Origin of the sequence: Streptomyces sp. NPDC001137 (assembly GCF_040298885.1) — a bacterium.
Taxonomy (GTDB): domain Bacteria; phylum Actinomycetota; class Actinomycetes; order Streptomycetales; family Streptomycetaceae; genus Streptomyces.
Genome location: NZ_JBEPBA010000003.1, coordinates 67,548 through 81,492 on the forward strand (window position 1 = coordinate 67,548; position 13,945 = coordinate 81,492).

The following is a 13,945-nucleotide window of genomic DNA, read 5'->3' on the forward strand; positions in this document are numbered from 1 at the left end:
GATGTGGAGTTGCGCCCCATGAGCGTCCTGGACATCCTCTCCGACGACGAACGCCTCGTCGTCCGGACCGTGCGGGAGTTCGTCGACAAGGACGTCAGGCCCGTCGTCCAGCAGCTGGAGCACGCCGACACCTATCCCGAGCACCTGATCGAGCGGATGAAGGAACTCGGCATCTACGGCCTGGCCGTCCCGGAGGAGTACGGCGGCAACCCGGTCTCCACACCGTGCTTCGTACTCGTCACCGAGGAACTCGCGCGCGGCTGGATGAGCCTGGCCGGAGCGATGGGCGGGCACACCGTCGTCTCCAGACTCCTGGTGCTGTACGGCACGCAGGAGCAGAAGCAGCGGTATCTGCCGAGGCTGGCGACCGGGGCGGTGCGCGCCACGATGGCGCTCACCGAGCCGGGCGGCGGCTCGGACCTCCAGGCGATGACGACCGTCGCCCGACGCGAGGGCGGGGAGTACGTCGTCAACGGGGCGAAGACCTGGATCACCAACTCCCGCCGCGCCGGCCTGATCGCGCTGCTGTGCAAGACCGACCCGGCCGCCGCCCCCCGCCATACGGGCATCTCGGTCCTGCTCGCCGAGCACGGACCGGGCCTCGTCGTCTCCCGCGATCTGCCCAAGCTGGGCTACAAGGGCGTAGAGAGCTGCGAGTTGTCCTTCGAGGACTACCGCGTTCCGGCCGACGCCCTGCTGGGCGGCGAGGAGGGCCACGGCTTCGCCCAGATGATGAAGGGGCTGGAGACCGGGCGGCTCCAGGTCGCCGCCCGTGCCCTCGGCGTGGGGCGGGCGGCCCTGGAGGACTCGCTGCGCTACGCCCAGGAACGGGAGTCGTTCGGCAAACCCATCTGGCGCCACCAGTCCATCGGCAACTACCTCGCCGACATGGCGACCAAGCTCACGGCAGCCCGCCAACTGACGCTGCATGCGGCCCGGGAGGCCGACGCCGGGCGCCGGGTCGACATGGAGGCGGGCATGGCCAAGCTGTTCGCGTCGGAGACCGCGATGGAGATCGCGCTCAACGCCGTGCGGATCCACGGCGGTTACGGCTACTCGACGGAGTTCGACGTGGAGCGGTACTTCCGCGACGCACCCCTGATGATCGTCGGCGAGGGCACGAACGAGATCCAACGGAACGTGATCGCCGCGCAGCTGGTGGCGAGGGGCGGTCTCGATGGCTGAGCAAGCGCAGAGGGAGAGCACGTACTCGCGGCTCGGGAAAGAGTTGCGGGCGGCGATCCTGCGGCACGACTACCCGGACGGTGTCCGGCTGCCCACCGAGGCGGAGCTGGCCGAGACCTACGGTGTGAGCCGGCAGACCGTACGCCGGGCGTTCCAGGACCTCGTGGCCGAGGGACTGGTCTACCGGGTGCCGGGGCGCGGCACGTTCGCCACTCCCCGCGAGGAGCAGTATCTGCGGCAGTTCGGCTCGGTGGACGACCTGATGGGCCTGTCCCTCGACACCCGTATGGACGTCGTCACGCCCCTGCACCGACGCGTCGACGTCGACGCGGCCGGGCGACTGGGCCTGAACACGGACCGGGTGCACAAGCTGGCTTTTCTACGGCTGCACGAGGACGTCGCGTTCTGCCACACGTCGGTCTGGCTGCCGCCCGCCGTCGGCCGACTGCTGGAGACCGTCGACGAGTTGACGCTGCCGGGCACACCGAACGCCTTCACCGTCATCGGCCTGCTCGACCAGCGGCTGCCCGAACCGATCGCCGAGGCCGAGCAGAGCATCACCGTCGCCGAGGCCTCCCCGGAGATCGCCGAGCATTTGGGCTGCGAGCCCGGCCGCGCCCTGCTGCGCGTCGACCGCGTCTACCAGACGGTCGCCGGTCGGCTCGTCGAACTGGCCATCAGCCACTTCCTGCCGGAGCACTACTCGTACCGCGTGCGGCTGCGACGCAGCGGTCAGTGAGGGGCCGGCATACAGACCTCGAGGACGACCGTGGCGGTCGACTCACCCAGGTGCCGGGGCGGTCGCCCCGGCACCCTCCTACGACGGTTCAGACCGCCGCCGGCACGGTGGGCTCCTCCGCGTCCTCCAGCAGGTCCATCAGGCTCGCCCGGGCGCGGGCCACGCGGGAGCGGACCGTGCCGATCGGGCAGTCGCTGACCTCGGCGGCCTCCGCGTACGGGAGACCGACCAGCTGGGTGAGGACGAACGCCTCCCGGCGCTCGTCGGGCAGGGCCGCCAGCAGGTCCAGCAGGGCGATGCCGTCGTCGAAGCCGGGCAGGTCGCGCGGCTGGGACAGTTCGACGGCCAGTTGCCAGTCCGCCACGTCGGACAGGCGGGGACGGACGGCGGCGTGGCGGTAGCTGTCCATGACCGCTCGGCGGGCGATGGACAGCAGCCACGCCCGCGCCGAGGAGCGGCCCTCGAAACGGTGCAGGCTGCCGAGTGCGCGCAGGAACGTGTCCTGCGCGAGGTCGTCGACCGCCTGCGGGTCGGCGCACAAGTGGGCGACGTAGCGCTGGACGTCGCGCTGCAGGGCGCGTACGAACTGCTCGACGGCGTCCGTATCGCCGCTCCGGGCAGCGAGAGCACAGGCCGTGATCGACTCGTCGAGCGCCGCTGCTTTGTCCGTGGCGCGCGAGGTCGGCAGGGCAGAGGTAATCACCTGGTGTCCTTCTCAGGTCGACCTTGATCCGGACCGGGGCGCACGAGGGCGCGGGCGGTCCGGTGAGTGGGGGACGGCCTACGGCACAAGGGCGCTACGGCGCCGGTGCGGTCGTACGGCCGTGGCCCGAGGCGCGCACGGGCAGCCTCGGGAAGCCGGCTGTCGTCAGGCGACAGCCGTCCCCACGGGAGGCCCCCGAGAGGCGATCGCGTGGACGAGAAGGAGAAGACGGGGCTCGCGGTCCGAGCGGCGACGCCGCAGGTGCGGGCGAGGGCGCTCCGGGGTGTCCGGCAGGGCGAGCAGCAGCCGTAGCGGCGCGGCAAGCCGTCCGGCGACGGCCCGGAGAATACGGAAGGCGGCCTTCTCTCCGTACGCCAGCCACAGCCCGCACAGCAGCGCGGCCGAAAGGTGGGCGAGGAGCATGCCCGCAGACGCCGAAGCGCCGCCCGCCGTATGACCCATGTGATCCATGTGGGCCATGTCCATGGTGTCCATGTGCATCGCGCCCATGCCACTCATGTCCATGGCGGCCGCCGAGCCGGACGCCTCGGTCACCGACTGGGCGAGCGAGAACGCCTCATGCAGCACCGTCTGGACGGCGACCACGACCGCCACGATCAACGGCAGCCCGCGCTCCCGCCCCGCCAGGCACCAGCCGACGCCCCCGGTGGCGCCCGCTCCGGCGCCCAACGCCCAGGCGGGCACCTCGCTGCCGGACATCAGGATGTGGCCCAGGGCGGCGAGCAGCACGCAGACGGCCGCGAACACCGCGGCCCGTATCGTGCGAGAACACCACCCTGCTGTCATGGCGCCTCATCCTTGCATCCGGGCGTCGCTCGTCATGCAGGGGTACGGAAACCCACAGGTGCCCCCACTCACTTCACAGCGTGTGATCCAGACCACGGAAACCGGCGGGAACTCGGCGGGAGTTCGGTCCGACATCTGTGGTCGCGCGGGGTCGCAGCGTCAGGGCGAACAGCAGCAGTGGAGGGCCGGTGCCCGGGTCGGTGGCGTGGCCGGTGAGGAGTCCGCCTCCTGGCCCTCGCCGACAACCGCGATCGCGGCCGGCTCATCCTCGCCGGAGTCGGAGAGCTGGGCGGCGGGCACACGGGCGGCGGGCTCCAACCCCAGTGCCGCCGTCCCGAGCCACACCATGAGCCACGCCCAGCGGGCCGCCACACCGCCCAGCACCCCGCCAACGGCGATCTGCCGGTCGTCGACGTTCATGAGCCGGCACCTCCGCTCGCTGGTCGTGCCCATGAGTACGAGCGGAGAGCGCCGAATTTTCACCTAAGCCCGTTTTGTCGATCCCCGAGCCGCCGGCGCCTGTCGGTTGGGAGACGTCACCACGGCAGCGGGCCGTTGACGTCGAAGAAGCCGCCGGTCGGGCCGTCGGGCGCGACCTGCGCCATGCGCACGATGATCCGGGCGGCCTCCTCGACGGTCTGCGTGCCGGTGTTGCCGTTGAGGTCCGTCTTGGTGAAGCCGGGCTCGACGGAGTTGATCCGCATGTTCGGGAACGCCTTCGCGAACTGCACGGTGAGCATGTTGACCGCGGTCTTCGACGTCGGGTAGGCGACGCCCGGGTAGAAGTGCGCGGGGTGGTCGGGGTCGGAGAGGTGGGTCAGCGAGGCCAGGCCGCTGCTGACGTTGACCACGACCGGTGCGGCCGAGCGCTGCAGCAGCGGGAGGAAGGCGTGGGTGACGCGGACGACGCCGAAGACGTTGGTCTCGAAGGTGTTGCGCATCTGGTCGGCGGTCACGGTCTCGGCGGTGGGCACGGTGTTGCCCTCGCCCCTGGTCTCGATGCCCGCGTTGTTGATCAGTACGTCGAGTCCGCCGTCGGCCTCGATGGTCTTGGCCGCGGCCTCGACCGTGGCGTCGTCGGTGACGTCGAGGAGGACGAAGCGTGCGCCCAGCCGTTCGGCGGCCCGGCGTCCGCGCTCGGCATCGCGAGCCCCTACGTACACGGTGTGGCCTGCGGCGATGAGCTGGCGGGCGGTCTCGTGGCCGATGCCCTTGTTGGCTCCGGTGATCAGTGTTGTCGTCATGCGTCCAGACTGCGGCGCCCCACCCCCATCAGCCAGGAGATCCTTCTTCCTGGGACTCGGAGTACCAGGCACATGCGGGGAGCGCGGTGTTCACTGGGGGCATGACGGCGACGGAACTCGGACGGGCGCTGCGGCGCTGGCGCGACCGGGTCGCCCCGGAGGCGGCGGGGCTGCCCTCCGGCGGCCACCGGCGGGCGGCCGGTCTGCGGCGCGAGGAGCTGGCCCTGCTGGCCGGGATCTCGGTCGACTACATCACGCGCCTCGAGCAAGGACGGGCGGCCAACCCCTCGGGACAGGTCGTCGAGGCGCTGGCCCGGGCGCTGCGGCTGTCCGGGGACGAGCGCGCGTATCTGTACGGTCTGGCGGAGTTGGTGCCGCCGGGCCCGGACGTGGTGCCGGGGTTCATCACGCCCAGCGTCCAGCGACTCCTTGACCGGCTGGTGGACACGCCCGTCGCGGTCTCCGACGCGGCCATGACGCTGCTGCTGGCCAACCCGATGTACGCGGCGCTGATGGGCGACCCGTCCGGCCTGCGCGGGTTCGAACGCAACGGCGTGTGGCGCAACTTCCTCGGCTTTCCCAGCCGGGTGCGGCACACCCCGGAGGAATGGAGCGCCTTCCAGGTCGGCATGGTGTCGGAGCTGCGGACGACCACCGCCCGTTATCCGGCCGACCGCCAACTGCGGCGCCTGATAACGGAGTTGCGCGCGAAGAGCGAGCGGTTCGCCCAGCTGTGGGACGCGGGCGTGGTCGGCCGCCTGACGGCCTCGCGCAAGACGGTCGAGCATCCGCAGGTGGGTGTGCTCACGCTGGACTGCGACCTGCTCCGGGTGGAGGAGAACGACCTGCACATCCTCGTGTACTCGGCCGAACCGGGCACCGAGGCCGCCGAGAAGCTGGATCTCATCTCCGTGATCGGCACGCAGAACCTGGCCGGGAAGGCCTAGCGGAGCTTCTCCTCGGCCAGTACCGGCGGAAGCGGAGCGGGCGGGCGGGACCCACCCGCTCACCGCGGACGAGGTCCGGGACTACTGCGCGAACGGACGCCGCGGTGCACCCTGAGCGCCGGGCGCGAGGGCCCGGCGTATCGCCCGGGTGACGATCGGGGGCAGCAGGTCCACGCCGATGCGGCGGACCCGGGAGCGGGGACGGCGGCGCACGGAAGGCGCGGGGGCGGCGGAAGTGGGGGCGGGGGCGGGCGTCGGGGATGTGGGCGGCTCGGGCGCCGTGTAGTACCGGGAGCGCGGGAAGGGCGGCGGCTGCATTCCCTTCTGTGCGCGGGTGCGGACCAGGCAGTGCCCCGCGGCCTCCTGCACGCTCAGGCCGACGTCCGTGCGGTCCCTGAGCATCGCCAGCAGCTCCTCCTGCACCGGCTGCGGATCACCCCAGGTGCCGTACAGCTTCTGGGTGCTGAGACAGATGGGGCGCAGTCCGCGGTTGAGCACGGCCTCCCAGGTGGCGACCGAGACGCCGGGGGTGTGCTCGGAGCGGAAGTCGTCGAGGACGACGATGCCCTCGGGCACCAGGAGGTCACGGGCCGCGCCGATGTCGTCGTGGACGTGCTCGTACAGGTGCGAGGCGTCGATGTGGACGAAGCGGCAGCTGCGCGGGGCCACTTCCTTCGAGATCACGGAGGTGGGGGCCTCGATCACCCTGGGCAGGGTGTCGTGGAAGGAGAGGTAGTTGCGCTCGAAGGCCTGTCGGGTGAGCGAGGAGTACGACTTCGCCGTCTCGGCCTGGTTGGCTCCGTCCGGGGCGTCACCGCCGAAGAGGTCGCAGACGGTGAACTCCTCGCCGTCCTGGCGGTGTTGGCCGAGCAGGATCGCACTCTTGCCCATGTAGGCGCCGAGTTCCAGCAAGTCGCCCCTGAAGCCACGCGTCTCCTGACGCTCGAGGAACCAGGTGAACAGGACCTGGTCCAGCGGCGGAAACCAGCCCGGGACGTCTTTCAGCTCGCCGGGATTGTTGTCAGTTGCTTGTGCAGTCGCCATGAAAGGGAACCTACTCACTGGGGACCGAACAAATTGTCGCCTGCCTGAACGTCCGGTGAACAGCTCGTCCCACCCGTCACCGGGCAGAAGGAAAGCCGTCCCCTGCACCGGCCGGACGCCCCGATTCCCACACGCGTTCGAATTCAGCCTGGAAGTGCTCGTACCAGTGGCCGTCGCGCCCCGGCTGCACCGTGAAGACGGCATCGCCGCTGGCGGAGCTGTGGGAATACACGTCGACGTGGATGATGCCGTGGGACCGTCCGGGATCCAGCAGCATCAGCCCGTGGGCGGGCACGAAGGGCAGGAATCTGACCTCGACCCTGCCGTCCACTCCCGGCCTCTCCACGAGCTCCTTGAGCAGGTCGATCGAGGGGCGCAACCGGTTCTCGTAGACCTCGGGCCGGTCGGCGATGGTGCTGCGCCGGGCGGCCTCCGCGGGTGCCGTGGACGTGGGGTCGATGAGTGCGACCTTGACGACCGCACCGGCCGCGGCGCGGTGCTCCAGTTCGTCGACGAGGTTGCGCAGGGTGCGGGCGAGGGTGATGCCGACGATCCTGATGTCCCGCGCGGCGCGCACCTGTTCGACGGCCTCGGGCTTGTCACGGCGGAAGAAGTCCGCCGCGGAGACCTCACCAAAGCGGCCGGCCCGGACCTCGGCTGCCAGGTCGGCGATCTGTCGCCTGCCGCCCAGCAGGCTCCCGGCCAGCAGGGCGAGCGTCGCCAGGGTGGCGGCGGCCAGGACCTTTCCGCCGGCCACGTCGAACACGCCGAGTACGGCGAGGGTCAGGGAGAGGAGAGCCGTGACGTAGAGCTCCAGGTTCTCTCCCGCGGAGAGGTCGCCGCGCAGTCGCCGTAGGAAACGCATGCCGATCATCGTCGGGAGCCCGGCGGGTATCCGTCAACGCCGCGGCGGGGGCGGTCAGGTCGACTCGCGCACCACCAGCCGGCACGGCACCGTGTGCACCCCCGGCACGGCCTCGGAGTCGATGGCCTCCAGCAGTTTCAGGGCGGCGATGCGGCCGATCTCGGTGAGGTCCATGTCGATCGTGGTCAGCGGCGGGCGGCAGGCCAAGGCCATCGTGTCCCAGTTGTCGTACCCGACGACGGCGATCCGGCCGGGTACGTCCACCCCGCGCTCGCGCAGGGCGTCGGCGACGCCTCGGGCGATCAGGTCGTTGCCGCAGAAGACGGCGTCCGTGTCGGGGGCCGTGCGCAGGACGGCGTCGGCGGCCCGGCGGCCCCAGGCCTCGCTCCACTCCCCGAAGTGCACGCGGCCGGTGGCGAGTCGCAGGGAGGAGCGTTCCAGCAGGTCGACGGCGTGGCGGGCGCGGTCGCGGGCGGCCGCGTGGTGTTCGGGGCCGGTGACATGGGCGATTTTCGTGCGGCCGGTGGCGAGCAGGTGCTCGACGGCGAGGTGGGCGCCGCCGCGGTCGTCCGAGACCACCGAGGTGTCGGCGGGGTCGGTGGACGGCGAGAGCGCGTAGACGACGGGGATGCCGTCGAGGCCCTTCAGGGGCGGGCGCGGATCCGTGCGCCGGCCGGTGACGATGATGCCGTCGACCCGGCGGTCCATGAGGTTGCGCAGGTGGTGCTGCTCGCGGATGGTGTCACCCCGGGTGTCGCAGAGCAGCACCGAGATCTTTCCGGCGCCGAGCGCGTCCTCGGCGCCCAGCAGGACGGGCGTGCTGAAGCGGCCTATGCCGTCCGTGGTCATCAGGCCGACCGTCCAGCTGCGCCCGGTGTGCAGGCTCTGCGCATGCTGGTTGGGGCGGAAGCCGAGCGTCTCCACGGCGTCCAGCACCCGCTGCCGGGTCTCCGGGCGCATCCGGCCACTGCCGCTCAGCGCTTTGGAGGCCGTGCCGACGCTCACCCCGGCGAGGGCGGCGACGTCTGACAGCTTCGCCCGGGCGGTGGTGGATCGCGGAGCGGCTTCGGTCACGGGCAATCCTTTGCTCAGTCGTCGTCCCTGGCGGGCTCGGCGCGGTCCATGGTCGCAGGCGGTCCGGCGGAGTGCCAACCCTTGAGCAACAAGAGAAATCTTATGCAGAGCCCTTGACCGCGATCCCTTGCCTCCCCTCTACTCATCGGCGAGGCAAACGGTTGCGCAGATCGTTGCCCACTACCGGTCGCTCCCCCGCCTCCCACCTCTCGGAGAGCCATGCCCCGCACCGACGCCACCCCGCCCTCCCCCACCGGTCCGGTCCGTCCGGGCCCCGGCTCCCACGCCGTCCTGCGTCCCGGCAGCGCCGAAGTGACCGACGGTTTCTGGCAGTCGCGCCGCGAGGTCAACGCGCGTACCTCCATCCCGCAGGGCCCGGAGCTGCTCGAGTCCGCGGGCAACCTGCACAATCTGCGGCTGGCGGCCGGCTTGGTCGAGGGCACTTTCCAGGGTGCGTACCCGTTCGTCGACACGGATGTCTACAAGTGGCTGGAGGCGGCGGCCTGGCAGCTGGCCCAGGGCCCGTCCGCCGAGCTGGAGGCGGACGTCGACCGGATCGTCTCCCTGGTCGCCGCCGCCCAGCAGCCGGACGGTTACCTCAACACCTGGTTCCAGCTGGTCAAGGGCGGTGAGCGCTACCAGGACCTGCGCTGGGGCCACGAGCTGTACTGCGCGGGCCATCTCATCCAGGCGGCGGTCGCCCACCACCGGGCCACCGGACGCAGGGCACTCCTCGACGTGGCCCGCAGGTTCGCCGACCACATCGACTCCGTCTTCGGTCCGCCCGGCAGCGGCAAGGAGATCGACGGCATCGACGGCCACCCCGAGGTCGAGACGGCCCTGGTGGAGCTGTACCGGGAGACCGGCGAGCGCCGCTATCTGGACCTGGCCGGCTACTTCGTCGACCGGCACGGCCACGGACTGCTGGGCGGCGAGGCCTACTGCCAGGACCGGGTGCCGCTGCGGGAGGCGACGAACGTCGAGGGCCACGCCGTACGGCAGTTGTACCTGCTGGCCGCCGCCACCGACCTCGCCACCGAGACCGGGGACGGCGAACTCCGCGCCGCCGCCGAGCGGTTGTGGCACGCCATGACCACCACCAAGACCCATCTGACCGGCGGCCTCGGCGCCCACCACGACTGGGAGGACTTCGGCGACCCGTACGAGCTGCCCAACGAGCGCGCCTACTGCGAGACCTGCGCCGCCATCGCCTCCGTGCAGTGGAGCTGGCGCATGGCCCTGCTCACCGGCGAGGCCCGCTACTGCGACCTGATCGAGCGCACCCTGTTCAACGGTTTCCTCGCCGGGGTGTCGCTGGACGGCGAGCGCTGGCTGTACGTCAACCCGCTCCAGGTCCGCGACGGACACACCGACCCCGGCGGCGACCAGTCGGCGCGCCGCACCCGCTGGTTCCGCTGCGCCTGCTGCCCGCCGAACGTGATGCGGCTGCTGGCCGGCCTGGAGCACTACCTCGCCACCGGCGACGAGGACGGCCTGCAGATCCACCAGTACGTCACCGGCCGCTACAGCGCCGGGCCGATCGCCGTGCGTGCCGAGACCGACTACCCGTGGCACGGCACCATCGCCCTCACCGTCGAGGACACCCCGGCCGGGCGGCCCTGGACGCTGTCCCTGCGCATCCCGCAGTGGTGCCGCGAGTTCCGGGTGCGGTGCGGCGAGGTCACCTACGACCAGACCGATGCCCCGGTCACCGAGGGCTGGCTGCGCATCGAACGCGCCTGGGAGCCGGGCGACCAGGTCGTCCTCGAGCTCGGTCTCGAGCCGCGGCTGACGGCGGGCGACCCGCGCGTGGACGCCGTGCGAGGCTGCGCGGCGATCGAACGCGGCCCGCTCGTGTACTGCCTGGAGCAGGTCGACCACCCGGGCGGCGGCCTCGACGACATCGTCCTCGACCCGTCCCGCCCGCTCGCCGTCAAGCACCGCCCGGACCTGCTCGGCGGGGTCACCACGGTCGTGGCGGCCGGGCGGCGGCGCGACATCCCCGACGCGGGCTGGTGGCCGTACCGGCCCGCCCACCCCGATGAAGCCCCCACGGACGGCGAATCCGTCGAGCTCACGGCGATCCCCTACTACGCCTGGGCCAACCGGCAGGACGGCGCCATGCGCGTCTGGCTGCCCACCTCCTGACGCACGCTCAACTTCGGTCTACGACAACGAGGTCACCCGTGATACCCACCCGCCGCACTCTCCTCGCCGCGCTCGCCGCCGTCGGCACCCTCGCCTCCCTGACCGCCTGCGGAGGAAGCTCCGGCTCCTCGGACTCCTCTGCCGGCAAGGCCGGCGGGACGTATACCTTCTGGGACCCCTACCCGCAGTTCGACGCCTCCTCGGCCTGGGGCAAGCTGGTGACCGGGTGCGGGACGAAGGCCGGGGTGAAGCTCAAGCGCACCGCGTACGACACCACGGACCTCGGCAACAAGGCCCTGCTGGCCGCCCAGCAGGGCAACGCGCCCGATGTGATGCTGGTGGACAACCCGGTCGTCTCCACGCTGGTGGAGGCCGGGATCCTCAACAAGACCAGTGACCTCGGTCTGGACACCAAGTCGATCCAGAAGAACATCATCGGCGCGGGCACCATCGACAACGCCCCCTACGGGGTGCCGATCGGTGCCAACACCCTCGCGCTCTACTACAACAAGAAGGTCCTTTCCGCCGCCGGTGTCGACGCGGCCTCCATCAAGGACTGGAACTCCCTCACGGCCGCCCTGAAGAAGGTCAAGTCGGCCGGGAAGAAGGGCATCACGTTCTCCGCGATCAACACGGAGGAGGGCAGCTTCCAGTTCCTGCCGTGGTTCTGGGGCGCGGGCGGCGACCTGACCAAGCTCGACTCCGCCAAGGGAGTCGCGGCGCTCTCCCTGTGGAAGCAGTGGGTGGACGCGGGGTACGCCCCCAAGGATGTCCTGCAGAACACCCAGACGACCAGCTGGCAGGAGTTCGCCACCGGCGACTACGCCTTCGGTGAGAACGGCACCTGGCAGCTGGGCAACGCGGCCAAGGCCGGCTTCGACTACGGGATCATCAACATCCCCGGGCAGAACGGCGGTTCGGCTCCGGTGCCGACCGGCGGCGAGTTCGTGACCGTGCCCGTGCAGAAGGACACCGGGCGCTACGACGTCAGCAAGAAGATCGTCACCTGTCTGACCAGCGACGCGAACCTGCTGCCCACCGACACGACACTGCAGTACGTCGCGCCGACGGCCGCGGTCCAGGCCGAGCAGGTGAAGCAGAACCCGAAGCTGAAGCCCTGGGTGGACGCGGTGGCCGCGGCCCGCGGCCGTACCAGCGGCGGTCTGGGCACCAAGTACCCGACCATCTCCCAGCCGATGTGGACCGCCGTCCAGGCCGCGCTGTCGGGCAGCAAGAGCCCGCAGGACGCTCTGGACACGGCCCAGTCGAGCGCGCAGAAGGGCTAGGGCCGGCATGACCATCGCCCGGGTCGACCGTCCGCGGCGGGCCCCGTCCGCCGCGGTGGGGGCGAGCGGCACCGACGCCGAGTCCCTGCGCCGCCGGCACCGGCGCAGGAGCCGGCTGACCGCGCTCGCCTTCGTCACCCCCCTCCTCGCCTATCTCGCCGCCTTCTACCTCTATCCGCTCTACCGCAACCTCGACCTGAGCCTGCGCGACTACACCGTGCGGTCGTTCGTGGCGGGGGACGCGCCGTTCTCCGGCTGGGACAACTTCCAGAAGGTCCTGGACGATCCGACGTTCGGCCCGGCGATACGGCACACGATGATCTTCACTTTCGTGTCGATCGCCTTCCAGTACGTCATCGGGCTCGCCCTCGCGGTCTTCTTCAACCGGCACTTCCGGCTCGCGCCCACCCTGCGCGCCCTGTTCCTGATCCCATGGCTGCTGCCGCTGATCGTGTCGGCGTCTACGTGGTCGTGGATGTTCAACAGCGAGTCGGGGGTGGTGAACTACTTCCTGCACTTCTTCGGCGTGGACCCGGTCGGCTGGCTCACCTCGCCGGACTGGGCGCTGACCTCGGTGATCGTCGCGAACATCTGGATCGGCATCCCGTTCAACCTGGTCATCCTCTACAGCGGCCTGCAGAACATCCCCGCCGACCTGTACGAGGCGGCGGCACTGGACGGGGCGAGCGCCTGGCAGCAGTTCCGGCGCATCACCTTCCCGCTGCTGCGCCCGGTCTCCGCGATCACCCTGCTGCTGGGGCTCGTCTACACCCTCAAGGTGTTCGACCTGATCTGGATCATGACCAAGGGCGGCCCGGGCGACGCCTCGTCCACCCTGGCGACCTGGTCCTACCAACTGGGCTTCGGCACGCTGCTGCCCAAGTTCGGCCCCGGTGCGGCGGTCGGCAACATCCTCATCCTCATCGCGCTCGTCTTCGGGCTGCTGTACATCCGCGTCCAGAGGAGGCAGGAAGCGTGAAGTCCCGTACCCGCACCCGCCGTTACACGGTCATCGGGCTCGTCCTGACCGCGCTGATGCTGTTCCCGGTGTACTGGATGCTGAACGTGTCCCTCACCCCGCAGCAGGACATGCGCAAGGACCCACCCGACCTGCTGCCCCTGCACCCCACCTTCGAGGGCTACAAGGCCGTCCTGGACGACCAGATGCCGTATCTGGGCACGAGCCTGCTGATCGGTCTGGGTACGGTCGCCCTCACCCTGCTGCTCGCCGCCCCGGCCGGCTACTCGCTGGCGAAACTCCGTCCGCGCGGCGGCGGCGCGCTGGGCCTCGGGCTGCTGATCGCGCAGATGATCCCCGGGATCGTCATGGCGATGGGATTTTACGGCATCTTTCTGGACTTCGGCCTGCTCAACTCCTGGTGGGGCCTGATCATCGCGGACTCCACCATCGCCGTGCCCTTCGGCGTCATGATCTTCACGGCGTTCATGTCGGGGATCCCCGGCGAGCTGATCGCCGCCTCCCGCATCGACGGCGCGGGCACCTTCCGCACCTTCTGGTCCGTGGTGCTGCCGGTGAGCCGCAACGCCCTGGTCACCGTCTCGCTGTTCAGCTTCCTGTGGGCCTGGTCCGACTTCGTCTTCGCCAACACCCTCGACGGCGGCGGCGATCTGAGGCCGATCACCCTCGGCATCTACAAGTACATCGGCAACAACAACCAGGAGTGGAACGCGATCATGGCCACCGCCGTCGTCGCGTCCGTCCCCGCGGCCGTCCTGCTGGTGCTCGCGCAGCGGTATGTGGCTGCGGGGGTGACGGCGGGCGCCGTCAAGGACTGACGGCGCCCGCCGCCAGGAAGTGCCGCGATGTGTCGTGGATCGTCTGCCGCGCCGTCGTGGCTGGTCGCGCCCACGCGGCGGAGCCGCAGATCGACACAGCCCCGCG

14 protein-coding genes are annotated in these 13,945 nt (G+C 70.7%); 7 read left to right on the top strand and 7 right to left on the bottom strand.

What is annotated here, in order from left to right; translation table 11 throughout:
• The first annotated feature begins 18 nt into the window (after positions 1-18).
• Entirely contained in the window at positions 19-1,185 is a 1,167-nt protein-coding gene (locus ABT254_RS06210) for an acyl-CoA dehydrogenase family protein (RefSeq protein WP_351464287.1), read from the top strand.
• Positions 1,178-1,924, top strand: a complete 747-nt coding sequence (locus tag ABT254_RS06215) for a GntR family transcriptional regulator (protein ID WP_351464290.1) — start codon at positions 1,178-1,180, stop codon at positions 1,922-1,924. Before ABT254_RS06210 ends, ABT254_RS06215 begins: the two co-directional genes overlap by 8 nt.
• A gap of 88 nt (positions 1,925-2,012) precedes the next feature.
• Here the strand turns inward: ABT254_RS06215 and ABT254_RS06220 are convergent, their stop codons facing one another.
• The 4 genes from ABT254_RS06220 to ABT254_RS06235 all read right to left on the bottom strand — a co-directional run bounded on the left by ABT254_RS06220 (position 2,013) and on the right by ABT254_RS06235 (position 4,678).
• The gene (locus tag ABT254_RS06220) at positions 2,013-2,627 is read right to left on the bottom strand and encodes a sigma-70 family RNA polymerase sigma factor (RefSeq protein WP_351464293.1); all 615 of its coding nucleotides are present in this window, start codon (positions 2,625-2,627) and stop codon (positions 2,013-2,015) included.
• Between the two features lie 165 nt (positions 2,628-2,792).
• Complete coding sequence (locus ABT254_RS06225; RefSeq protein WP_351464296.1) at positions 2,793-3,434, bottom strand: hypothetical protein; 642 nt, start codon at positions 3,432-3,434, stop codon at positions 2,793-2,795.
• Positions 3,435-3,593: 159 nt separating this feature from the next.
• Positions 3,594-3,854, bottom strand: a complete 261-nt coding sequence (locus tag ABT254_RS06230; protein ID WP_351464299.1) for a hypothetical protein — start codon at positions 3,852-3,854, stop codon at positions 3,594-3,596.
• 116 nt (positions 3,855-3,970) lie between these two features.
• Entirely contained in the window at positions 3,971-4,678 is a 708-nt protein-coding gene (locus tag ABT254_RS06235) for an SDR family oxidoreductase (RefSeq protein WP_351464302.1), read from the bottom strand.
• A gap of 101 nt (positions 4,679-4,779) precedes the next feature.
• Here ABT254_RS06235 and ABT254_RS06240 point away from each other — a divergent pair, with 101 nt between their 5' ends.
• Positions 4,780-5,625 carry a helix-turn-helix transcriptional regulator gene (locus ABT254_RS06240; protein WP_351464305.1) on the top strand — a complete coding sequence of 282 codons (846 nt, stop codon included), beginning with the start codon at positions 4,780-4,782 and terminating at the stop codon, positions 5,623-5,625.
• 81 nt (positions 5,626-5,706) lie between these two features.
• Here ABT254_RS06240 and ABT254_RS06245 read toward each other — a convergent pair whose 3' ends face one another.
• From ABT254_RS06245 to ABT254_RS06255, 3 genes are all read right to left on the bottom strand, one after another.
• Positions 5,707-6,669: a class I SAM-dependent methyltransferase gene (locus ABT254_RS06245; RefSeq protein ID WP_351464308.1), complete on the bottom strand. Its 963-nt coding sequence runs from the start codon at positions 6,667-6,669 to the stop codon at positions 5,707-5,709.
• A 76-nt stretch (positions 6,670-6,745) separates the two neighbouring features.
• Positions 6,746-7,534 carry a hypothetical protein gene (locus ABT254_RS06250; protein ID WP_351464311.1) on the bottom strand — a complete coding sequence of 263 codons (789 nt, stop codon included), beginning with the start codon at positions 7,532-7,534 and terminating at the stop codon, positions 6,746-6,748.
• Between the two features lie 54 nt (positions 7,535-7,588).
• Positions 7,589-8,608: a LacI family DNA-binding transcriptional regulator gene (locus ABT254_RS06255; RefSeq protein WP_351464314.1), complete on the bottom strand. Its 1,020-nt coding sequence runs from the start codon at positions 8,606-8,608 to the stop codon at positions 7,589-7,591.
• A gap of 219 nt (positions 8,609-8,827) precedes the next feature.
• Here ABT254_RS06255 and ABT254_RS06260 point away from each other — a divergent pair, with 219 nt between their 5' ends.
• The 4 genes from ABT254_RS06260 to ABT254_RS06275 are packed head-to-tail and all read left to right on the top strand — an operon-like array spanning position 8,828 to position 13,839.
• Positions 8,828-10,756 carry a glycoside hydrolase family 127 protein gene (locus ABT254_RS06260; RefSeq protein WP_351464317.1) on the top strand — a complete coding sequence of 643 codons (1,929 nt, stop codon included), beginning with the start codon at positions 8,828-8,830 and terminating at the stop codon, positions 10,754-10,756.
• 38 nt (positions 10,757-10,794) lie between these two features.
• The gene (locus ABT254_RS06265) at positions 10,795-12,042 is read left to right on the top strand and encodes a sugar ABC transporter substrate-binding protein (protein WP_351464320.1); all 1,248 of its coding nucleotides are present in this window, start codon (positions 10,795-10,797) and stop codon (positions 12,040-12,042) included.
• A gap of 7 nt (positions 12,043-12,049) precedes the next feature.
• Positions 12,050-13,021 (top strand): carbohydrate ABC transporter permease, encoded by a 972-nt coding sequence (locus ABT254_RS06270; protein ID WP_351464323.1) that lies wholly within the window; start codon positions 12,050-12,052, stop codon positions 13,019-13,021.
• Positions 13,018-13,839, top strand: a complete 822-nt coding sequence (locus tag ABT254_RS06275; protein WP_351464326.1) for a carbohydrate ABC transporter permease — start codon at positions 13,018-13,020, stop codon at positions 13,837-13,839. The genes ABT254_RS06270 and ABT254_RS06275 overlap by 4 nt, the downstream gene beginning before the upstream one ends.
• Positions 13,840-13,945 lie beyond the last annotated feature (106 nt).